Below are 22,393 nucleotides of genomic sequence, written 5' to 3'. Positions count from 1 at the left end.
ACGCAACATGAGCATTTTGTACGATAAAATATGGAGGTTGTTCAAAAAGCTGAAATACCCCTCTTTTTGAACAGTTCTCTCTCGAAGTCAGGTGTAACAATTATGGACAAATGGCTGAAATGGTTTGCCATTGCATCCACCATTATTACCTTCATGGTCATGATCGGTGGATCACTGGTGACCAAGACTGATTCGGGTTTGGGCTGTGGCAATGACTGGCCACTCTGTAACGGAAGATGGGTACCCGAATACACGTTGGAATCAATGATCGAGTATATGCACCGCTTCGTCACCGGAATGACCGGTATCATCGTCGGGATTTTTTCCATCCTGGCATGGCGGAGATACCCGCGGAATCGGGAAGTTCGCGGACTTGTGATGTTCAGCATGTTTTTCTTGATCCTGGAGTCTTTCCTGGGAGCATCCGCGGTTATTTGGCCGCAGTCCTCTGCCGTAATGGCCTTGCACTTTGGGTTTTCACTTCTGGCCTTTAGCGGGGTTTTGCTGTTGAGCATCTTCGTTCTGCAGCGGAACAAGGTGGAAAAGCTGGTCCGGGGAACGGTTTCCAAGGGGTTTCGATGGGCCATATGGATTGTGACCATTTACGCATATGGTGTCGTTTATTTGGGCGCGTATGTGCGTCACACCGGCTCCAATCTGGGCTGCAGCGATTGGCCGCTTTGCCAGGGCAAGCTCATACCGGAGCTGTCGGGACAAACAGGGATTCATTTTATGCACCGTGTAGCCGCGATTGTGTTGGCGATTCTACTGGCCGCCGTGCTGGTTTATGTTTTGCGCCACTTCAAAGAGACGCGGCGTGACTTGTACGGTGCGGGCATCTTGTCATTTGTGCTCGTGGTCATTCAGGTGCTGAGCGGCGGCTGGGTTGTCTTGTCCCGCCTGACGCTGTACTCGACGATTTTTCACTCTGCCGTCATTACATGTCTCTTCGGAACGATGTGCTATATGTGCCTGCAATCGTTGAAGGCACCGGAGAAGGGGACAAAAAGACAGCAACAATAGCAAGCAAGCAGAAAGCCGCCTTTCCCGGGATCGCCGGAGAGGCGGCTTTTTTATGGAGCAGCAAAGATGCCGGGCTTTGAGCGGGCTGAAATCCGCTGGTCAGTTCTTTGCGGCAGCAGCAGATGTAAAGCGGCCGTTTTCAAACGGAAAGACGTGAACTTCTGTCTGCACAGAGGAAGAAGAAAGGGGCTTTCCGCTATCAGGGTCCAGCTCACGCATCGTTTTCCAGTAGTAAAGCAGAGGAACAGGGCCCGTCTGGACAATTTGATATTGGCCGATCGTCTGGAATGACTGGCCTCCGGGTACGGAGCCCGTTTCCAGCATTGTCCCTTCCCAAGCCTCCACAAACTTTCCGTTCTCGATATACCACAGATGGGCGTAGTAGACGCTTATGCCGGTGCCCCCGGATTTGTTAAGCGTTTCAAACAGCCGTTTTCCCCCTACCTTGCCTTCTTCACCTGAAGGGATGGTTGACCAATTGGGATTGTCAAAATGATTGTAGTCCCAACGCTCCAGGTCCAAATGCGGGACATTCCACGGCTGCTCGGTCAAGAGCGCATAGGTGCCGTTGGGGCGGCGGTCGAGTACATAGAAGTGGCCCAGCCGCACACTGTCATTTATTTTTGCCACAAGCTCGAGCTCCGGGTCGTCATCCAGTTGAATCCAGCGATAGCTGAAGTCTTCCAGTCGATCGTCCGCTATTTTCCTCTTCGCTTCGGCATTGATCCATGCCTGTACCTGCCGGATTTCACCCTTTGCAGAAGAGGCAGCCTTTACTGATGGAGTTTTAGGTGAAGCTTTGGCCGGAGCTTCGACAGGAGCTGCTTTGGCCGGAACTACCGCAGAAGCTGTATCAGCCAAAGCAGCTGTACCGGCTTGATTGTTGCCGGGCGGAGATGACGCAGCATCGGCAGAGACAGAAACCGAAAACGCCAGCAAGAGGGCAGGGACAGCGACGAACAGGTTGGCAGGTTTCACGCGTTTGGTTAACCCCTCTCATGTTTTCTACAGGTGAGGACGAGTTTGAGAGAGAAAAAGTTACATGGAAGTGGCGATTATTGTTAACTGTTCAATGGCTCGGCAAACACCGGGTTTTCTGTGATACAATGAACGCAAACACATGATCGGGAGAAGGTGCAAGCATGCGTATTTTACATACGGCGGATTGGCATTTCGGTCGTCAGTTGGAGGGGCGTGACAGACGGGGAGAACAATCTGATTTTGTGGACGAGCTCTGCCGGATTGCGGAGGAAAAAGACGTTCAGCTCGTGTTGATTGCCGGGGACGTCTATGACTCAGTCAACCCCCCTGCCTGGGCGGAGGAGCTGTTTTATACGGCGCTGGAGCGCTTGTCCGCTGGAGGGCGGCGGGCTGTCGTCGTCATTGCGGGTAACCACGATCAGCCGGAGCGGGTTCGGGCGGCGGCGCCGATTGCGTCGAAACAGGGCATCGTTCTGTTGGGACTGCCCAAAGAAACGCCGATCTTGTCGGGGAGCGACGCCCCCAGAGATAAGGTGCGGGTACTGGACGGAGGGCCGTCGTGGATGGAGCTGGCCGTTCCCGGCGTGGAACACCACGCGGTCATTCTGGCCCTGCCGTATCCATCGGAAGCCCGCCTCAAGGAGCTGTTAAGCGATACGTTTACCCAGGAGCAGATGCAGCTCGCATTTTCTGAGCGGATCAAGACGCTGCTTGACGAGCTGTCGGTACATTTCCGTGAGGATACGGTCAATCTGGTGACGAGCCACCTGTTTGTCATGGGCGGCAGGGAAAGCGATTCCGAGCGGCCTATTCAGATCGGCGGAGCCTTGACCGTCTCCCCGTCGGCTTTCCCGGAAAAAGCGGATTACGTGGCGCTCGGCCACCTGCACCGTCTGCAAAAGCTGGGAGAGAAGCCGCTCATTCGCTACAGCGGGTCGCCGCTCGGGTACTCCTTTTCGGAGGCAGGACAGAGCAAGGCTGTCGTGATCGTGGATGTCGTTCCCGGAGAGGAAGTGCAAGAGGAGATCGTCTACCTGAAAAGCGGCAGGCCGCTGGCGCGCTGGAAGGCTACAGAAGGGATTGCGCAGGTGGAAAAATGGCTGGAGGAAGGCAGGGACGCCGGCGCATGGATCGACTTGGAGCTGCACGTATCGGACGTGATCGACCCGGCTGAATTTCAGCGGCTGCGCAAAATGAGCGATGATTTTCTCAAAGTACAGCGGGTTGTGGTGCGCGAGGAAACGGCGGACTCGGCGAGCGAGCAGCGAGCGGAGCTGAGCGAGCTGCTGCCTGACCAGCTGTTTCGCCGCTTCTATGAACGAAAGCGCGGGGCAGAGCCGGACGAGAAGCTGGTCGCCTTGTTTCAGCGTCTGCTGAACCAAATCGGTGAAGAGGAGGGAACGAGATGAAGCCGATACGACTGAAGCTTGCCGGCTTGCATAGCTATCGGGAGATGCAGGAGATCGATTTTGAAAAACTGTGCGAAGCCGGTCTCTTTGGAATCTTTGGCCCGACCGGGAGCGGGAAATCGACGATTTTGGACGCGATCACGCTCGCGCTTTACGGACAGGTCGTCAGGCTCGGCGGCGGCAGCCATCCCAAGGATGTGCTCAACCAGTTGGAGCAGCGGGTATTTGTCTCGTTCACCTTTGAGCTGGGATCGGGTGCTGAGCGGAAGCGGTATACGATCGAACGGGAATTTGGCCTGAATAAAAACGGAAACTGGAGACAGCCGGAGGTCCGCCTGATCCAGTGCGGAACAGACGAAGAGACGCCGGATGTCGTGCTGGAATCGAAGGCGACTATGGCAACGGCGGCTGTCGAGTCTTTGATTGGGCTTACGCTGCAGGATTTTACCCGGGCTGTCGTGCTGCCGCAGGGACAGTTTTCCCGCTTTTTGACGCTCAAGGGGAGCGACCGCAATGAGATGCTGCAGCGGATGTTTCATCTACATATCTACGGTGAAAAACTGAGTGAGCGCGTTCGGGCGGGACTGGAAGCGACTCGGGAGCGGCTTCATAAAATCGAGCTGGAGAAGGCGGCGCTCGGGGATGCTGGACCGGAGGCGCTGGAGCAAGCCCGGAAAACGTGGGAGGAAGCTGCTCGGCAGGAGCGCGTCTATGCAGAGCAGCGGGATGGCCTCGCGGGAATGATCAAGGAGCTGGAGCAGGTATACGGGTGGCAGGAGGAGCTGGAGCGTGTCCGCGAGCGCCTCGCAGAGCAGCTGGCCCGGACGGAGGAAGCCGCTGAATGGGAGCGGCTCGCAAAGCAGCTAGATGCAAGTGTCAGGCTATGGCCGCAGGTCCAGCAGTTTGAACGTCTGGACACTGAGTGGAAGGAGACGGCTGTTCAACTGGAGGACGCGCGCAAGAAGCAGGAAGTCGTCCAGCAAGCGCATCTGCAGGCGGAGGAGTCGTATGTGAAATGCGCTTCCGAGCTGCAGCGGGAGGAGCCGCTTATGATCGAGCGGAAAAGCAGGCTGATCCAGGCTGCGGAGTGGGAAGAAGAGCTGTCCGCTCTGCGCTCGGAATGGACCGTGCTTGAACAGGAATGGCAAAAGGTGTCGCAGGAGCTGACTGTGCTAAAACAACAGCTGGCCCGTGACAAAGAGTCCTTGAACCGCCTGGAGAGCGAGCGGGCCGAACTGGAAAAATCGCTGGAAGCGGCCCAGGTAAAGCCGGAATGGCGCGATTTCATCGTCGCCCTGCGGGATGCCAAGCTGATCTGGGAACGGGAAGAACAGAAGCGCAAGGAGCTGGCTACCGAGCTGGAGGGTGTTGAATCGGAGCGGAGGTCTGCCGCCTCGGAGCTGGAGATGGCACAAAAGGAATGGGAGAAAAGCGCCTCGCAGTTGGCGGAAGCCAGGACGAAGCTTGCCCAGCTTGAGGCAACTCCGCCTTCGTCCGAAGCCGAGTGGACCGAGAAACTCGACGCCCTGTCCCAGATCAAGCAATGGGGCAGGCAATGGCGCGAGCAGGAGCAGGCACTCGCCAACTGGGAGGAGAAGCGGCAGACAGCCCAGCGCGAACAGGAACAGGCCGCAACCCGTCTGCACGCATGCGAAGCGAAAGTCAAAATGGAAGAGGAAGCCCAGGCGAGACGGCGGAGCGAACTCGAACGTCTCCGTGCTGAATGGGAGCAGTGGCGGGAAGCGAATATGGCCAGAATGCTGCGTGATCGTCTGAACCCCGGGGAAGCGTGCCCGGTATGCGGTTCGTCCCATCATCCTTGCCTGGAAGAGCCGGAGGAGAAAAAGCCTGAGTCGGACAATCAGCAGGCTGCAGGAGAAAGCATCCGTCAGCAGATGCGGGAGACGGAGGAAGCTGTTCGTCACGCGGAGCAGCAGATCCGGACAGCGTTCGAGGCCTTGCAGACGGCAAAGGGAGAGTGGAAGCTGTGGGAGCAGCGGATGATCTCCCTCGGCGAAGAGCGTGCAGTATTGATGGAAAGAATTGACGCGATCCGTCGCGAGTGCGCTGCCCTTGGAGAAAAATGGGCGGTGGGCGACATCACCAAACTGCTGCAGATGTACAAGCAGGAAGAGGCGGCTCTGAAGAGCGAAGCGGAAGCGCGAGAGGCGTACAGAGCGGAACGGGAACGCCTGCAAAAATGGGCGGATGGGCTGCGCGACCGGGAAGCGGAGAAAAAGCGCATGTATGAGCGAAGCGCCGTTCTCGGCGAACAGCTTTTGAAAAAAGAAGCAGCCGCAAAAGCCCGTCTGGAAGCCGCGGCCGTTCAAGCGGAGGAAGCCAAACGGCGCTTGGAGGACAGACTGGGCGACGTCAAGGTTGAGGAAATAGAAAAGCATTGGGAAGCGATCGGAAAGCGCGACCGGGAAACGTCGGTTCTGCAGCAAGCGAGGGCGGAAAAGGAGTCGCTGTACCAGTCGCTTTTGGCAGGCTATCAGGAAGCGGTCTCGCGCCATGCCGCCCTGCACTCGCAGCAGGCGCTGCTTGGTGAGCGGCTGGAGGAAAAAAAGCGGCTGTGGGAGCAAAAGCACGGGATGTGGCTGGAGCGGACGGGCGGACAGCCCGCGCGGAAGCTGCTGACAACCGTGGAGCAGACTCTGCAGCAGCTTCGCACCTCTTTGGACGAAGCGGAAAACAAGCGCAAAGAAACACGAGAGGCCCGGGAAGAGGTGCAAAATGCCGTAGTCAAGCTGTCAGAAGGCTATGCGGTACTGTCCCGGCAGCGAACGGAAGCGGCAGAACAAATGCACCGCTCGCTGGCGGAGAGCGGCCTCGGCACTCCGGAACGGGCAGGAGAGCTGTACCGTGAGCGGGATCGGCTTGTGTCTTTGCAGGAGCAGCTTTCCGCGTACCAGACGGAGCTAGCCCGTTTGCAGTACGATGAGGAGCGGCTGCTGAAGGCATTGGACGGAAGGCATGTCACCAAAGAGGAATGGGAAGCGGCCAAGCAGGCCTGGGACGAAGCGGAAGCGGGGCATCAGGCGGCCAAGGAGCAGGTGGCAGTCACCCGGCAAACGTTTGCCCAGGTAGAGCAGAACCATGAAAAATGGCTTTCAATCGAAAAACGGCTCGCAGAGGAGATGGACGAGCAAAGCCGTTTGGAGGAGCTGAAAAAGCTGCTGGAAGGAAAGGCGTTCGTGCAGTTCATCGCCGAGGAAAAGCTCGCCTCGATCGCCAGAGACGCTTCCTACCACCTGATGCGGATGACCAAAAACCGCTATGCGCTGGAAATCGGCGACGAAGGCGAATTTGTCTTAAGAGACGAGGGCGCGGGAGGAATGCGCAGGCCGATCAGCACGCTGTCAGGGGGAGAGACCTTCCTGACGTCCCTGTCGCTGGCTTTGGCCTTGTCCATGGAGATTCAGATGCGGGGCGGCAGATTGGAGTTCTTTTTCCTCGATGAAGGCTTCGGTACGCTTGATCCGGAGCTTTTGGAGGTGGTCATGGACGCATTGGAGAGATTGCGCATGGACGACTTTACAATTGGCGTGATCAGCCATGTTCCGGAGATTCGTGTACGCATGCCGCGAAGACTGATCATCACGCCGGCGGAGCCTATGGGCGAAGGCAGCACGATCAGGATGGAGACAGAATAATCAACAACGACGAGGAGGAGTGCTCATGGCAGTACAATTTGTCCTGGGCCGTGCCGGAACAGGCAAGACGCAAACCATCCTGAACCAAATGGAAGCGCGGCTGAAGCAGTCCGCGCTCGGTTCGCCGATGATTTTGCTCGTTCCTGAGCAGGCCAGCTTTCAAGCGGAGTACGCACTCGCTTCCATCCCGGGACTGCACGGTGTGATCGGCACACAGGTCCTCAGCTTCGGGCGGCTGGCGCATCGGCTGCTGCAGGAGCTTGGCGATTTGACGCTCGTGCCTGTCGATGACCTGGGCAAGCAAATGGTCCTGCGCCTGCTGCTGGAGCGCTACAAGGAAGAGCTGCAGGTATTCAGGCGGGCAGCGCTGCAGCCCGGTTTTACGTCCCAGTTGGGCCGTCTGATCAGCGAGTGCAAGTCATACGGCGTCAGCTTTACCCATACGGAAAACGTCGATTGGGGAAGCGGGACGCTCAATCAAAAAATACATGATCTGAGACTGGTCATGAATGCGTACGAGGCTCATCTCGCCCAAGGGTACTGGGATGCGGACGATATTTTGAACCGCGTTGCTGTCATGATCAAAGATTCCGCTTACATCGCCCAGACCGAGATTTTTATCGACGGTTTCAGCGGATTTACGAACCAGGAGCTGCGGGTGATCGAGCAACTGATGGTCTGCGCCAAAAAGGTCACGATTGCGCTTTGCCTCGACCCGTCCGAACGGGATGCCTCCCCTGATGAGCTCGGATTGTTTCATCCGACTCTGCGCACCTACCAAACATTGGAGAAGATGGCCAAAGAAGCGGGTGTAGCGGTCGAAAGCCCGATTCTGTTGACCGGGCCGGGGAGATTTGCCGACAGTCCGTGGCTTCGCCAGCTGGAGGATCGTTACTTTGCGTGGGGAGACCCGGGTACTCCTCCACCTCCCGCAAGAGCGGATGAAGTAAGTCTGCTGTCGGCCGCCAATCGCCGGGCCGAGGTGGAAGCGGTCGCTCTGCAGATTCTCGAGCTTGCGCGCACGGAGGGGTATCGCTGGCGCGACATGGCGATACTGCTGCGCGAGATCGGCACCTATGCGGACGAGCTTGCGACCGTGTTTACCGATTACGGGATCCCGTTCTTCCTGGATCAGAAGCGCACGGTCATGCACCATCCGCTGATGGAATTGGTCCGTTCCGCTCTGGAGGTGGTCACGGCCAGATGGCGGTATGAAGCGGTATTCCGCTGCCTGAAGACAGATTTGGTCACACCGGAGGGACGCGTTTCCGACAGCGGGGAGCAGGTTCCACTGAACGTGATTCGGCGAGAAGTCGACTTGCTGGAAAACTATGTGCTGGCACATGGCGTATACGGCTCTTATTGGTCGGATGAGAAGCCGTGGCGGTTTGGCGGAGAGTCTGCGGAGGATCAGGCGGCAGATGAATTGCGAAGACAGTACGCAGCGCCCTTGCGCCGGTTTGAAGAAGAGCTGAAGCAGGCGGAAAAGAAAGATGTCCGCGCGATGGCGACAGCTCTCTACCGCTTTTTGGTCAGTCTCGACGTACCAGGCATACTGGAAAAGTGGCAAAGAACGGCAGAGCAGTCGGGAGAGCTGGACGATGCCCAGATGCACGGACAGGTCTGGAACGGGCTGATGAGCCTCTTTGACCAGGTCGTCGAAGTGATGGGCGAGGAGCAGATGGACATCGACACGTTTGCCAGCGTCCTGGAGAGCGGACTGGAAAGCATTGAGCTTGGCCTGGTGCCGCCTGCGCTGGATCAGGTATTGGTCGGGTCGATGGAGCGTTCCCGCCAGCCGGATGTACGGGCTCTCTTTCTGCTTGGGGTCAACGAAGGAGTCATTCCCCTCAAGCCGAAGGAAGACGGCGTGCTGGACGAGGCGGAGCGGGAAAGGCTCGCGGAAATGGGAATGGAGCTCGCGCCGACAGCCAAGCAGCGGCTGATGGCCGAACCGTTTCTGCTCTATCAGGCGATGACCCGTCCGGCGGAGCGGCTGTATTTGAGCTGTGCGCTGGCAGATGAAGAGGGGAAAGCGCTTTTGCCTTCTTCGGTGTTTGCCCGCATCCGGGAAGTTATCCCGGATGTGCCTTACCGGTTTTTCCACAATGAGCCGAGCGGGAATGCCGAGGCGGACTCCTTTTTGCTGGGCTCGCCGCGACGCGTATTCAGCCATTTGCTTACGCTCGTGCGGGAAATGAAGGAGAGCGGCAGCCTGCCCGTTTTCTGGTGGGAGGTATACGACTGGTTTCTGCGGCACTCTCCCGACGCGAGCAGAGAGAAGTGGCTTCTGTCCGGCTTGCGCTACACAAACCGGCCGATGCCGCTGGACAGGAAGACGAGCCAAGCCCTTTACGGGGACCGTCTCAAGATGAGCGTCTCCCGGCTGGAACGCTTCCAGACCTGTCCATTTTCTCATTACTCCTCGCACGGCCTGCGCTTGCGAGAGCGGCAGCTATACAAGCTGGAGCGTTTTGACGTGGGCGAGCTATTCCACGCCTCGCTCAAGCGCGCAGTCGAAAAGATGAACGAGGAACATCTGGAATGGAGCCGTTTGACCGAAGCGAACAGCATGCAGTTGGCCGGTGAAGTAGTTGACGAGCTGGTGCCGTCGACCCGCAGCAGCATCCTCACCCGGACGGCCCGGTACCGATACCTGTCGGGCAAGCTGAAACGGGCGGTCGGAAGAGCCATCTACGTCCTGGGCGAGCATGTGAAGCGGAGCCGCTTTGCCCCTGTAGGTCTGGAGGTGGCGTTTGGCCCTGGCGGAGATCTGCCTGGACTCGAACTGCGGCTGGCCAACGGCTCCTCTGTCCAGTTGATCGGGCGAATCGACCGTGTCGACCAATCTCTCGACAGCGAGATCCCGTATTTGCGCGTGATTGACTACAAATCCAGTCCGAAGCAGCTCCTGCTGTCTGATGTGTTCAACGGTCTGAATCTGCAGCTTCTGGTCTACCTCGATGTGGTCGTGACGAATGCAGAGGAATGGCTCGGCCAAAAGGCAGAGATGGCTGGTGTCTTTTACTACCAGGTAGCGGACCCGTTTGTCACGGCAAAGCGGCTTTTGACCAGTGATGAAGCGGCCAAGGAGCGGGCAAAGCGATTGCGGATGAAAGGCTTGATGCTGGCCGACCCGGAATTGGCCCGCATGATGGACGCACAGGTGGAGCAGGGGGCTTCCGAACTGGTTCCGTTTGAATTGAAAAAGGACGGCACCTTGTCGGCTCGTTCCTCTGTGGCAACGGCGGAGCAGTTTCAAGCGCTCCAACAGTTCGTCCGCACCACGGTAAAAGAGCTGAGCACGCGGATGACAGACGGCGACATTGAGATTTCCCCCTATGTGAGCGGAACGTTGACTGCTTGCGATCGATGCTCGTACAAGCCTGTCTGCCAATACGACCCGGATGGAGACGCAAATCAGCTGCGCCAGCTTCCCAAGTGGAACAACAAGGAAATATGGGATATGCTCCAGAGCGGGCAATTAACAGATGCGGAGGTGGATAGCGATGGAGCAGCAATCGAGTCAGCCGCAGGCAAAGCCTGAGCAGTGGACCGACGAGCAGTGGCAGGCGATAACGAGCCGTGGAAGCAATTTGCTGGTGGCGGCAGCAGCTGGCTCCGGGAAAACCTCAGTGCTCGTAGAGCGGATCATTCGCCGGATCATGGACGAAAGCGATCCCGTCGGGGTGGATGAATTACTGGTCGTTACCTTTACCAATGCGGCCGCCGCGGAGATGAGGCACCGGATCAGCGAAGCGTTGCGAAAGGCGCTCAAGGAAAAGCCGCAGTCCGCTCATTTGCGAAAACAATTGGCCCTGCTGCAGCGGGCCTCCATCACCACGATTCACTCCTTTTGTCTGGGGCTTTTGCGCCAGTATTACTACCTCGTGGAGCTTGATCCCGACTTCCGCATTGCCGACCAGATGGAAGGCGAGCTGCTCCGCCAGGACATTCTGGAGGAAATGCTGGAGGAGTGGTACGAGCGAGACCCGGATTTTCAACGTTTGGCCGATCTGATGCTGGACGGACAGGATGACCAGATCCTTGTCGGGCTGCTGTTGCGCCTGTACGAGTTTTCACGCAGCAATCCGGATCCGAAGGGATGGCTGGAGGAAGCTGCCGAGATGTTTGCGACAGCGTCCGCAAAGTCGATGGACGGCCTCAAGTGGACGAAAAGCATCCTGCAGTCGCTAAGATGGGAATTGCAAGGTCTGGAAGGAAAGCTGAGACGAGCCGTTCTCCTGGCTGCTTCACCGGGAGGGCCTGCTGCTTACGTTCCGCTGTTGGAAGCGGAGGCGGCTGGCCTGGAGCGGGCAGTAGCGGCGTGCCGTCAGGGATGGGCAGAGACGGAGCAGGCAGTCCGAGGCATTTCCTTTGTACGTTTGCCGTCTGTCAAGGATGTCGACCCGGATCTCAAGGAACAGGTGCAGGGGCTTCGCAATGAGGTGAAGAAAGCGCTTGGCGAGCTGGTCGAGCAAAACTTCTCCATGCCGGCGGAGCAGTACCTGGCGGACCTTGAAAGGCTGGCTCCGTCGATGCAGACGCTGGCCCGATTGGTCACGGAGTTTGACGCGGCTTTTGCGCAGGAAAAACGGGCGCGGGCGCTGGTTGACTTCGGTGATTTGGAGCATCTGGCTCTCCGGCTTTTGACGAGAGCCGATGCTGAGGCGGAGGAGTCAGACAGCAGCGGTGGTGGCGGGAAGCAGCCTTCAGCGCTTGCCCTCCAGTTGCGCGATCAGTATGCAGAGGTCCTCGTCGACGAGTATCAGGACATCAACCTTGTTCAGGAAACGATTTTGCGCATGGTATCGCGTGAACCGGATTCGCACGAAATAGCAAACCGCTTCATGGTAGGAGATGTCAAACAGAGCATTTACCGGTTCCGGCTGGCTGAGCCCAATTTGTTTTTGGAGAAATACTTGAGCTATGAGACCGGCTCTGAGAGCGACCGGCTGGAGCAGCACGAAGCGGGTGGAACAGACTTGCAGGATGCATCGGGAAACAGCCGGGGGACGGGACAGCGGATCGATCTGGCGGCCAACTTCCGCAGCCGCCGCGAAGTCGTAGACGCGGTCAACTTCCTGTTCAGGCAGATCATGTCGCCGGGCGTCGGGGAAATCGACTACGACCGTTCGGCTGAGCTGATCTGCCGCGCCTCCTATCCGGAGGTGGAGCCTGACCGTCTGCAAGTGGAGCTGCATCTGATTGACCGGACTTCACAGGAAGAGGCGGAGGATCAGGCGAATCCCCCCGCAGAGGGCGGAGAAGCTTCCGCAGACGGAGGAGCCGCTCCGGGACTGGGAGAAGCTTTGGAAGAAGCGAGCGCGGCCCAAATGGAGGCCCGACTGATCGCAGAGCGCATCCGCCGCTGGATGGAGCCGGGGAGTGGCGAGGCGCCGCTTCTCGTTTTCGATAAAAAGGCAGGAGGGCTGCGACCGCTCGCTTACCGCGACATTGTCATCCTGCTTCGGGCCACCTCGGCGTGGGGAGAGCCGATGATGGAGGAGCTGCGTGCAGCCGGAATCCCCGTCTATGCGGAGCAAAACCAGGGCTATTTCAGCACGACAGAAGTAGAGGTCATGCTCTCGCTTTTGCGGGTGATCGACAACCCGTTTCAGGACATCCCGCTTGCGTCTGTGCTGCGCTCACCGATTGTCGGCATTGCCGAGCCGCAACTGTCGCAGATTCGCATCAGCTATCCGTCGATCCCCTTTTATCAGGCTGTTCATCGGTATATCGAGGAGCAGCAGGGAGAGGCGGATTGGGAGAAGCGTTTGCGCCGCTTTTTCAGCAAGCTGGACAAATGGCGCACGCAGGCCAGAAGAGATTCTCTGGCCGAGCTGATCGCAACGATCTACCGCGAGACGGGCTATCTCGACTATGTGGCGGCGCTATCGGGCGGCCAGCAGCGTCAGGCCAATCTTCGCGTCCTGTACGACCGCGCCCGTCAGTACGAGGCAGGCTCGTATCGGGGATTGTTCCGCTTTCTCCGTTTCGTCGACCGGCTCCGGGAGGCGGGCAACGATATGGGGGAGGCACGCACGATCGGCGAAAACGAGGATGTCGTCCGCATCATGACCATTCACAAAAGCAAAGGGCTGGAGTTTCCGGTCGTCTTTGTCGCAGGAATGGGCAAGCAGTTCAACACGATGGATATGAAAAGCCACTTCTTGCTGCACAAGGACCTTGGCTTTGGTCCGATGGCGGTAGAGCCTGAGCTGCAGGTGCGATACCCGAGCCTGGCTGCACTGGGCATCCGCCAGCAGCTGCGCCGCGAGATGCTGGCGGAAGAAATGCGAGTAATGTACGTCGCTCTCACCCGGGCAAGGGAAAAGCTCGTCCTGCTCGGAACCGCCAAGGATTTGTGCAAGAGCATCGTCTCATGGGGACGCCAGGGGGACGGCGAGCGGCTGCATGACGAAGACCTTTTGCAAGCAAAAGGCTATCTGGATTGGGTCGGCAGAGCGCTTCTGCGCCATCCGCTCGCAAGTCCCCTCCGGTCTTATCCCCGCGAGTGCGGAGGCGGCGACGAAGTGATGGTGCGAACGGTTCCGGACGAGTCCATATGGTCGTTTTTCTTCCACCGCGCGGACGATCTGAGGGCTGAGGCAGACCGGAATTCCGGCCAGCACTCTGACTGGGAGCGAATCACCAGGCGCGAGACCGTACCGGATAGGCCTGTTGATCCTGAAAGCGCGCGGCTGATTGAGCGCAAATTGGGCTGGAGCTATCCACATCAGGCAGCTTCCCAGGTGATGACCAAATGGACCGTCAGCGAACTGAAGCGGCGGGAACAGGCTGTTTCCAGAGGCTATCCGCTTCACGTCCCGACGATTGTGGAAAAGCCGCGGTTTTTGATGGAGGAGGGCGCTCACACGCTCACGGCAGCCGAGCGGGGAACGATCACCCATCTGATCCTGCAAAACATCGATCTCAAACGATCACTGGACGAGGACGATGTCCGCGACCAGATTGCCTCGCTGTTGTCCCGCCGCTTTTTGACGGAGGAGCAGGTTCAGGCTATCGACTTCATGCAGATCGTTCGTTTCTTCGCCTCGCCGCTGGGAGATCGGATGAAGCGGGCACGGGTGGTCCACCGTGAATTGCCGTTTACCCTGGCGAGGCCAGCTTCTCTCGTGGAGCCTGAAATGAGCGGTGCAAGCGAGGAGCAAATCATCGTGCAGGGCGTTATCGATTGTTTGCTGGAGGAAGATGACGGCGGGCTCGTATTGCTTGACTTCAAGACAGACAGAGTAGCGATGGAGAAGTCCGAAGCTGTGAAACAGAATATGATTGAGCGGTACGGCGAGCAAATACGCCTCTACCGGCAGGCAATCGAGCAGATTGTCGGCAGGAGCGTGAAGGAGAGCTATTTGTACCTTCTCGCTGGCGGCTACGCCCTCTCGTTTGATGACGAGGTCCGGTTCCTTTAAGGGAACCGGAATTTTTTTTGAGCAAAATTGAAACAAATTCCAGATTCACCCGAATATTGGAGTGAAAGCAAGTATGATGGAGAATGGAAGAGGAGGAAATCATTGTGAAAACAAAAAGCTACGCGTTCGTTGCCCTGTTGGCCAGTCTTGCAGTTGCCGCCCCGCTGCAGGTATCGGCAAATCAGCCATTGCCTGCGGCTGGTAAAACCGTCCAGGTACAGGTAGTGCCGGCGCTCATGGAGCAGGCGGACAAAGCGCTGGAGCAAGCGAAAAAAATGCTCCCTTATCTTGATCAATACCCCTATAAAGTAGTCGAGCCGGGAGAGGGTGGCCAGGTGGTGGTCGTCTTGCAGCAATCCAAGGAAACGCCATTTCCCCGAATTTCCTTGTACGTGGACGGAAGTACGGGAGAGTGGAAGGGATTTCACCGGATGAACGGAGGGACGACTCCTCCTTCCACATATTCGCTGGACAAAGCCATTGAAAAGGCGACAGCTTTTATGAAGAAGTGGTACGGAGAAGGCATGGGCGACTATCAGTACAATCCGAGCTTGACTGCCTCTGCGGACTCGATCGTTTTTTCCCGGGGTGTGAATGGAATCCCCTTGCAAAATGACAGTGTCATGATCGATGTGGACAGCAGCGGTGAAATTGTCGGCAAGACCGTTATGGCTTCTCTGGCGCTTTCCCGGGACAAATATGTATTTCCGAAGCCCGAGGGAGTGATAACGAAGGACCAGGCCGAAAAGGAGCTGGCACAATACCTGCGTTTGCAGTACGAAACGAAGGAGGGCAGTGCAGCTCTCCGCTACACCTTCGCTTTCTCTGGTGAGCTGGATGCCAAGACAGGGAAGGACACAGGAGAGAACAGCTATCACAAGATCATTCAGGTCCAGCCCAAGGGCGAGGCTCCTGTCGCAAAAAATGCTGCAGAAGCCGCCGCTTTCCTGGCAAAGCGGGGCATTCAGACAGAGGGAGCCGTCGCAAGCGAGGACATAATGGAAAAATTCAATCGAAAGACCATCGAATGGACGAAAGACGAGGAACGGATCGCTACTGTCGTCATCGATACCAAGACCAACAGCCTTCTTTCCTACGAAAATACGGCACATGTCATTGCCGGAGGAAGCAAAGAGAAAAAGATCACAGCGGAGCAAGCCCTGCAAACGGCAATCAAGGAGATCGAAACGTATCTGCCCGCGAGCGAAAAGGAAGTCATGCTGCTGGAAAGCCCGCGCTACATGAAACACGGCAACACCTATCGCGCAGAATTTGCCCTGTTGCACGAGGGAATTCCGGTACGGGAATGGCGATACGAAGTGAACGTCGATGCGGAAACAGGAAAAGTCATCAAAACATCGCTCAGTGTCCGAAAGCAAGTGAATTTCCCGAAGGCTGATCAAGCGATTGATCCGGCGGAAGCGGCAGCTCATTACGTGAAGGAATTTCCGTTGACGCTTGTATATACGCTCGGAGAAACGGATCAGCAAGCAAGGCTTGTGTACAAGGCAGCAGACGTCGTCCGCGGGCAAAGAGTTGACGCGGTTACGGGCAAAGTGCTCTCCTGGAAAGAGTAATTTTGAGGAAGCGCAAGGCTTCTTTTAAATGGCTGGCAAATATACAACCTGGAATGGCTGGCAAACATCCGACCACGCAGAGGAGAAGGAGGGGAAGCGGTGACGGACGATCTCGAGCAGCGCATTCGAACGATCTACAAGACCTATTACGAGGATGTTTATACGTTCCTGTATTACTTTACCGGGCGCCGGGAGGATGCAGAGGATATGACCCAGGAGGTGTTTACGCGCCTCTTGAAAGCTCTGCCTCGCTATGACGGACGCGTCTCGATGAGAACCTGGCTGTTTTCCATCGCAAGGCATGCCGCCATAGACCAATACCGGAAGCAAAAGTGGCTCCGTCTGTTTTCCGCCACCCTGCTGGATGACATGAGGTCCCAGGACGGGCTTCCGGAAGAATCGCTTGCGGCAAAGGAAGAGATGCGGATGGTAAAAGAAGCGCTGCAAAAGCTGAAGCCGCACTACAGGGTAATCGTGATCGTCAGAGGCATCAAAGAGTATTCGATCAAAGAAACAGCCGAGCTTTTGCACATCTCGGAGGCAAAGGTCAGGGTCGACTATCACCGGGCGCTGAAAATGCTGCAAAAATATATGGGCGGAGAAGAAGGAGGGGTGATCAGTGAGTTTGCCAGATGAAGAACAGATCGAAAAATCTCTTCGCAGGTACCGGGCGACGGTGCCGGCTCCGCGGGAAGAGTGGGTCCGATATGGGGAGGAAATGCTGGCCCGGCAGGCGAGGAAGATGAAACGGACAGAGAGGATCACCAGAGTAATGACCTACTCGCTTGGCACTTCTGCCGCCATTTTGATCGGCGTGTGGGTACAGGGAGCAGTTACAGAAAAAGCGAATCTTCCCTCCACAGCAGATCACGGACAAAGGGAGGAAAGCGCCTACGCAGCTTCGGCACCCGTACAAGTCCCGGGCATTTTCCGCTCCCCGGTTGTCCCCCCGTATTCAACAAACGGAGAGCTTTCTTCTGATAGGGAGAAAAGCTTGGTTTTGCCGCAGACGGCAAATGGGCAGGGAACAGGACAGAAGCTCGGTATAGAGGAAGCAGGGGAAACAGAAGAAGCCGGAGAAGCCCGGGCGCAGCGCGAAAGAACCGTCCACAGTGAAGAACAGTCCGCAGAACGATCGGCAGCAGTTACGGGAGACGGTTTGTCGGCAGCGGACCAGAAGTCGGTCAGCACGAGCGGGCTTCAGAGGCAAGCGGAGAGATATTTGCAGGAAAAGCTGGGGCAAGAGAGCAGGCAATACCGTTTCAACCCTGCCCGCTCCCGGTTGGCAGAGGGGATCGTCGCTTTCAGTCGCGTCGTAGAGGGAATTCCCGCAGAGGAAAGCAGTTTGGTTGTGAAAATAGACAAAGGGTCGGAAGTAGTCGGGATGGAAATCTATCCGAGCGAGCAACATTCATTTTCTTCCGGCTCCGCTCAGAAGCCAATGATCGATCAGGCAGAGGCCGCACAAAAGCTGGCGACTACGCTGCGACTCGTCTATGCCAAAGGCGAAAAGCCTGTCTTGCGGTATCAGCCGCTGCAAATCAGCTATGTGGACGCCCTTAGCGGAAAAGTAGCGGCACATGGAAGCCAGGCAGCGGAAACCATCCGCGTACAGCCTGAGGCGAAACCGCTCCGGGCATTAGACGTCGATGCGGCTTCCGGGCTGCTGCGAGATGAGTTCGGAGTAAAGATAAAGAATGGAAGTAAGCCTGTCAGAATGATCAATGGTTCAACCTTCGAATACCTTTGGGAGTGGGACGGAGGAAAATCCGCGAGAATCCGCATGGACAAAAAGGGAAATGTTCTTTCGTTCACGACCAGAAACGCTGCTGCGAAGGCAGGGAATCAAGAAATCGGAGTGGAGGAAGCCCGGCGGATCGCGATAGAAAGGCTGGCCCGTTATCTGCCTGCCGGCGTGGAAGAGATAGAAATGATCAGTCAGGTGCAGGACGGACAACAAACGCTGTACCGGTTCTCCTGGGTGCATCAGGGGATTCCGGTGATCAATCACAGCTTTGACGTATATGTAGACAGAACCAGTGGAACAATCGCGGGCATGGCTGGTCCGTTCGGAGAAGCACTCCCCCAGTTGCCAAACGCAAAGGATGTTATTTCGCTGGAGGAGGCCATGAAGGTGTTCGCGGAGAAGGTGAAGCCAGAGCTGGCTTATCGCACAAATGACCAGGGGAAAACAGACACAGGTATGCAACTGGTTTATCCATACCCCATGCGGAACGAGAAGCCGCTTGCCATTGATGCGAAAACAGGGACACTCATTCAACCATAAAAGAGAGAGCATTTGCAGCCGGTCAGGATATGGCCGGTTTTTTTTGTATGCCGGCTTGCTTTTTTACAGGAACAGGGAAAACATGTTACAGTGAACGTGGAAACTAGGGAAAAGGAGAATGCAGGATGAAACGAAAAAGAGCCGATCGGCCCAACTGGCGGCGGGTAAAAAAGCTGGGCTACCTGGAGAAACGGGTGGAATCTGCGGAGTTCACGGGCTATGCTGTCCGCTTGACACTGGATCAGGTGCATGAGCCGGCATTTATGACGGTGGGCGGAAAGCGTATGTGTGTAGGCGACAAGGGGTATTGCTACCTGCAGTATTTCCCGGACGGCTGCGGCTACGCTGTGACCAAAATGCTGGATGCCCAGGGAAGAACGATCCAATGGTATATCGATATTTGCAAGCGGCACGGAAAGGATGAGCAAGGATATTTGTATTACGACGACCTGTATCTCGATATCGTGGTGCTGCCGAACGGCGAAGTGTATTTGCTGGATGAGGACGAACTGGAGGATGCCTTGAAGAAAGGGGCCATCGATGAGGAGGAGCATCAGTTTGCCTGCAGGACTGCGGCTGCCCTGCTGGAAAAATACAGCGCCGGACAAAGAGAATGGTTTGACTATCCAAATCCTTGGTAATAGGTCTTTACAGAAGAGAGGAGATGCTCCTATAATGCGAGTATAAACAAGTAAGTAATCACTCGCTTTTGGTTTGCAAGGAATTTCATGCATCTTTTTCACCACAAACGGACGTACCGAGCAGGCAGCCATTGTCTTTGGTGGACAGGATGTTTTTTTATTCGCCTAAAGATGAGTGAGTACTCACTATTAAAAATGAGGTGATCCGATGTTTCGCACAATGCCGTTTTCTTTGCTCGCTGTATCGCTTCTCTTTTTATCCGGCTGCTCGCTGTTTCAACCGGATGAACGGCCGCTTTCCGGAACGATTGAAGCGGAGGAGGTGCCGATCGTAGCAGAAGCGGCCGGGCTTGTTCAAAGCGTCAAGGTCGGGGAAGGAGACGTTGTTCACAGTGGCTCGGTGCTGGCGGAGATTGACAAGCGAAATTATGAGGCGGCAGTAAACGAAGCCGAGGCGGCCAAAGCGCAGGCGCAGGCCAAATTGGATGAAGCCAAAGCGGGAAGCCGCAATCCGTCCATCCAAAAAGGAATTGCCCTCGTTCAGCAAGCGGATGCCACAATTGTTCTTCAGGAAGCGCGCGCCAAGCAGGCCCAGGCGGCTCTGGCCCAAAGCAAGGATCAGGTTGCCCAGGTCGAAATGCAGTGGGAAGGTGCCAAAAGAACGCTGGCCTTTCAGGAAAATCGCTTGAAGGAAGCAGTTGCCTTGTTTCAGCGGGGGGCGATTGCCAAAAAGGAGTATGAAGCCGCCCAGGAAGCGGTCAACCAGGCCCAGACCCAGGCAAATCAACTGGCGGCACAGTTGGAGGCAGCGCGTTCCCGGTATGATTCCGTTCAGCAGGACATTGCGGCAGCCCTCGCGCAAAAAGGGACGGCAGAGGCACAGAGAAAGGGAGCTGTCGCTGATCTGGAGCTTTTGAAGGAGGGAAGCACGAGCCATTCAATCCGGGCATTGCTGGCCGCGGTACAGCAGGCGGACGCCCGTCTTGACCAGGCGAAATGGCAGATGGAAAAGACCGTAATCAAAGCGCCTGCTGACGGCATTCTGCTCAGATCCTCCGTAGTGGAAGGGGAGGTAGCCAAGCAAGGGGCGACGCTTTTTACCATGATGAAAACCGATCATCTGAAGCTGAAGGTATACATCCCGGAAGCGGAATTAGCCCGGGTGAAGATCGGGGAAAAGGTGGAAATACGAGTGGATGCGTACCCGGACGAAGTGTTTGCGGGCCAGATTCAGACTATCGCCGACAAAGCGGAATTCACGCCGAAAAACGTACAAACCCCGGATGAGCGGACCAAGCTGGTGTTTGCTGTCACGATTCGGATCACCGAGGGCCTGGATAAGCTGAGGCCCGGCATGCCTGCCGATGTCCGCTTTCTCGCAGAGGGGGAAGCGCGATGAAAAGGAGAGAGGCCGACAAGCAAATGCACGACAATCAGCCAAATGACGTCGCGATCAGCTGCGAGCGGCTGACCAAGCGATTCCAGGAGCGCATCGCGGTCAACAGCTTGACGCTTTCCGTGCCCAAAGGCTCCATTTACGGCTTTCTCGGCCCGAACGGCTCCGGGAAATCGACGACGATACGGATGCTCTGCGGACTTTTGACGCCGACCTCGGGGCGTGGCACTGTTCTCGGCTACGATGTGATGACGCAAAGCGAAGCGATCAAACAACGAATTGGCTACATGTCGCAAAAGTTTAGTCTGTATGAAGATTTGAGCGTAGATGAAAATCTTGACTTTTACGCCGGTGTGTACCAGCTCGGCAAAGCGGAACGCATCCAGCGGAAGAGGGAGCTGATTGAAATGGCCGGTCTGACCGGGCGGGAAAAACAGCTGGCCGGCTCTCTTTCCGGAGGCTGGAAACAACGGCTGGCGCTCTCCTGCGCCCTTTTGCACCGTCCTGAATTGTTGATCCTCGACGAACCGACCGCAGGGGTCGACCCTGTTTCCCGCCGCATTTTTTGGGAGGTCATTCACGACCTGGCGAGACAGGGAATGACCATCCTGGTGACGACCCACTATATGGATGAGGCGCAGACTTGCGACTGGATCGGATTCATTTTTTTCGGCAACTTGCTCGTTCAGGGATCGCCGTCCGAGCTCATTGAGCACCACGGGGCAGACAATCTGGAGGACGTGTTTATCAAGCTGGTAAAAGAGGAAGAAGCGCGGCAGGCGGCTGGGCAAAAGGGCGGCGGCGGGGGAACAGGAGACGTCCTCGTGCCGGTAAAGGGGGAGGGGAGATGAGCCGCTTTTCACCTGCACGCTACTGGTCCGTAGTGAAAAAGGAGATCATTCAAGTAAAGCGGGACCGCCCCAGTCTCGCCATTGCGCTGGCGATGCCGCTGATGATGCTGTTTTTGTTCGGGTATGCGGTCAACACGGACGTCAGTGACATCAAGACGGCAGTCTGGGATCAGAGCCCTTCCGCCTACAGCCGTGAGCTTGTCAGCCAGTTGGAAAACACCCGCGTCTTTCAGGTGACGGCGCACGCGGGAAGCTACCGCGAGATCGAAGCCATGCTGGACGACGGGAGTGCCAGTGTAGCGCTCGTCATCCCGCCGGATTACGCCCGAAAGCGCGATCGGGGGGAAATGGCAGAGGTGCAAATGCTGATCGACGGCTCCGACCCGAATATCGCCCGGACGGCTTCTTCGAATGCCCAACTGATCGTCCAGAACAACGCGATCACGATACAGGAGGAGCGCATGCAAAAGCAGGGCCTCGGCCCGATGGAGCCAGCCGTTGAGCTGGACACCCGCGTCCTGTTCAATCCCAACATGGAGAGCATCGTCTTCAACATCCCCGGCCTGATCGGCCTTATCATGCAGAACGTAACGATGATCCTGACCGCGTTTTCCCTGGTGAGGGAAAAAGAGCGGGGAACGATGGAGCAATTGATCGTCACGCCGATCCGTCCGTTGGAGCTTTTGCTCGGCAAGATTACGCCTTACGTCTTCATCGGATTTTTCTCGTTTTGCCTGGTGCTGTTGCTCGGTACCGCCTGGTTTGGCGTCCCGGTAAAAGGCAGCGCTGCACTCCTGGTTTCTCTGTCAGTGCTGTTTCTCGTCACGACGCTGACGCTCGGCATCTTCATCTCCACCGTGGCCCGCACTCAGCTTCAGGCCATGCAGATCGCCTTTGCCTTCATTCTGCCCAGCGTCCTGCTGTCCGGCTTCATGTTTCCGCGCGAGACGATGCCAGTCGTGATACAATGGTTAGGCGGGATTGTCCCGCTGACGTATTTTCTGGAAATTCTGCGGGGGATCTTTCTCAAGGGCGTCGGTTTGGAAGCCCTGTGGAAGGATATGATCGGAATGGTTGTCTTTTTCCTGCTGATGATCAGTGTAGCCATTCTTCGTTTCCGCAAAAAAATAGAGTAG

13 protein-coding genes are annotated in these 22,393 nt (G+C 56.8%); 12 read left to right on the top strand and 1 reads right to left on the bottom strand.

The genetic code is table 11. From position 1 onward, the window contains the following. Nucleotides 1–102 precede the first annotated feature (102 nt). A complete protein-coding gene (locus NST37_RS21105; protein WP_003391752.1) occupies nt 103–1,023 on the top strand; it encodes a heme A synthase in 921 nt (306 codons plus the stop codon). Nucleotides 1,024–1,122: 99 nt separating this feature from the next. On the opposite strand, the gene NST37_RS21100 is transcribed toward NST37_RS21105, so the two are convergent. Further along, nucleotides 1,123–2,001 (bottom strand): hypothetical protein, encoded by an 879-nt coding sequence (locus NST37_RS21100; protein ID WP_122958203.1) that lies wholly within the window; start codon nt 1,999–2,001, stop codon nt 1,123–1,125. 164 nt (nt 2,002–2,165) lie between these two features. Between NST37_RS21100 and NST37_RS21095 the strand changes: the two genes are divergently transcribed. From NST37_RS21095 to NST37_RS21045, 11 genes are all read left to right on the top strand, one after another. Continuing rightward, on the top strand, nt 2,166–3,413 hold the full coding sequence (locus NST37_RS21095) for an exonuclease SbcCD subunit D (protein WP_327956867.1): 1,248 nt from the start codon (nt 2,166–2,168) through the stop codon (nt 3,411–3,413). After that, the gene (locus NST37_RS21090; RefSeq protein WP_339185765.1) at nt 3,410–7,069 is read left to right on the top strand and encodes an AAA family ATPase; all 3,660 of its coding nucleotides are present in this window, start codon (nt 3,410–3,412) and stop codon (nt 7,067–7,069) included. Before NST37_RS21095 ends, NST37_RS21090 begins: the two co-directional genes overlap by 4 nt. A gap of 25 nt (nt 7,070–7,094) precedes the next feature. Further along, on the top strand, nt 7,095–10,616 hold the full coding sequence (gene addB, locus NST37_RS21085) for a helicase-exonuclease AddAB subunit AddB (RefSeq protein ID WP_339185763.1): 3,522 nt from the start codon (nt 7,095–7,097) through the stop codon (nt 10,614–10,616). Continuing rightward, complete coding sequence (gene addA, locus NST37_RS21080) at nt 10,579–14,505, top strand: helicase-exonuclease AddAB subunit AddA (RefSeq protein WP_339185761.1); 3,927 nt, start codon at nt 10,579–10,581, stop codon at nt 14,503–14,505. The genes addB and addA overlap by 38 nt, the downstream gene beginning before the upstream one ends. Before the next feature lie 104 nt (nt 14,506–14,609). Continuing rightward, entirely contained in the window at nt 14,610–16,082 is a 1,473-nt protein-coding gene (locus tag NST37_RS21075) for a PepSY domain-containing protein (RefSeq protein ID WP_035990349.1), read from the top strand. Between the two features lie 99 nt (nt 16,083–16,181). Beyond that, nucleotides 16,182–16,718, top strand: a complete 537-nt coding sequence (locus NST37_RS21070; RefSeq protein ID WP_003391727.1) for a sigma-70 family RNA polymerase sigma factor — start codon at nt 16,182–16,184, stop codon at nt 16,716–16,718. Next, complete coding sequence (locus NST37_RS21065; protein ID WP_339185759.1) at nt 16,702–18,369, top strand: YcdB/YcdC domain-containing protein; 1,668 nt, start codon at nt 16,702–16,704, stop codon at nt 18,367–18,369. The genes NST37_RS21070 and NST37_RS21065 overlap by 17 nt, the downstream gene beginning before the upstream one ends. A gap of 125 nt (nt 18,370–18,494) precedes the next feature. Continuing rightward, nucleotides 18,495–19,010, top strand: a complete 516-nt coding sequence (locus NST37_RS21060) for a DUF402 domain-containing protein (protein WP_003391721.1) — start codon at nt 18,495–18,497, stop codon at nt 19,008–19,010. A gap of 208 nt (nt 19,011–19,218) precedes the next feature. Next, on the top strand, nt 19,219–20,409 hold the full coding sequence (locus tag NST37_RS21055) for an HlyD family efflux transporter periplasmic adaptor subunit (RefSeq protein ID WP_122958198.1): 1,191 nt from the start codon (nt 19,219–19,221) through the stop codon (nt 20,407–20,409). Further along, the gene (locus NST37_RS21050; RefSeq protein WP_003391717.1) at nt 20,406–21,257 is read left to right on the top strand and encodes an ABC transporter ATP-binding protein; all 852 of its coding nucleotides are present in this window, start codon (nt 20,406–20,408) and stop codon (nt 21,255–21,257) included. The genes NST37_RS21055 and NST37_RS21050 overlap by 4 nt, the downstream gene beginning before the upstream one ends. Then, nucleotides 21,254–22,393 (top strand): ABC transporter permease, encoded by a 1,140-nt coding sequence (locus NST37_RS21045; RefSeq protein ID WP_024983580.1) that lies wholly within the window; start codon nt 21,254–21,256, stop codon nt 22,391–22,393. Before NST37_RS21050 ends, NST37_RS21045 begins: the two co-directional genes overlap by 4 nt.

The sequence above is a fragment of the Brevibacillus sp. FSL K6-6036 genome, from assembly GCF_037964015.1.
GTDB classification, from domain to species: Bacteria; Bacillota; Bacilli; order Brevibacillales; family Brevibacillaceae; genus Brevibacillus; species Brevibacillus borstelensis.
This window is presented reverse-complemented; position numbering and strand designations above follow the sequence as displayed.

Excerpts from the sequence above, each read along its gene's own strand:
- NST37_RS21105 (WP_003391752.1), top strand. The coding sequence starts at position 103 with ATGGACAAATGGCTGAAATGGTTTGCCATTGCATCCACCATTATTACC.
- NST37_RS21095 (WP_327956867.1), top strand. The coding sequence starts at position 2,166 with ATGCGTATTTTACATACGGCGGATTGGCATTTCGGTCGTCAGTTGGAG.
- NST37_RS21090 (WP_339185765.1), top strand. The coding sequence starts at position 3,410 with ATGAAGCCGATACGACTGAAGCTTGCCGGCTTGCATAGCTATCGGGAG.
- addB (WP_339185763.1), top strand. The coding sequence starts at position 7,095 with ATGGCAGTACAATTTGTCCTGGGCCGTGCCGGAACAGGCAAGACGCAA.
- addA (WP_339185761.1), top strand. The coding sequence starts at position 10,579 with ATGGAGCAGCAATCGAGTCAGCCGCAGGCAAAGCCTGAGCAGTGGACC.
- NST37_RS21060 (WP_003391721.1), top strand. The coding sequence starts at position 18,495 with ATGAAACGAAAAAGAGCCGATCGGCCCAACTGGCGGCGGGTAAAAAAG.
- NST37_RS21055 (WP_122958198.1), top strand. The coding sequence starts at position 19,219 with ATGTTTCGCACAATGCCGTTTTCTTTGCTCGCTGTATCGCTTCTCTTT.
- NST37_RS21050 (WP_003391717.1), top strand. The coding sequence starts at position 20,406 with ATGAAAAGGAGAGAGGCCGACAAGCAAATGCACGACAATCAGCCAAAT.
- NST37_RS21045 (WP_024983580.1), top strand. The coding sequence starts at position 21,254 with ATGAGCCGCTTTTCACCTGCACGCTACTGGTCCGTAGTGAAAAAGGAG.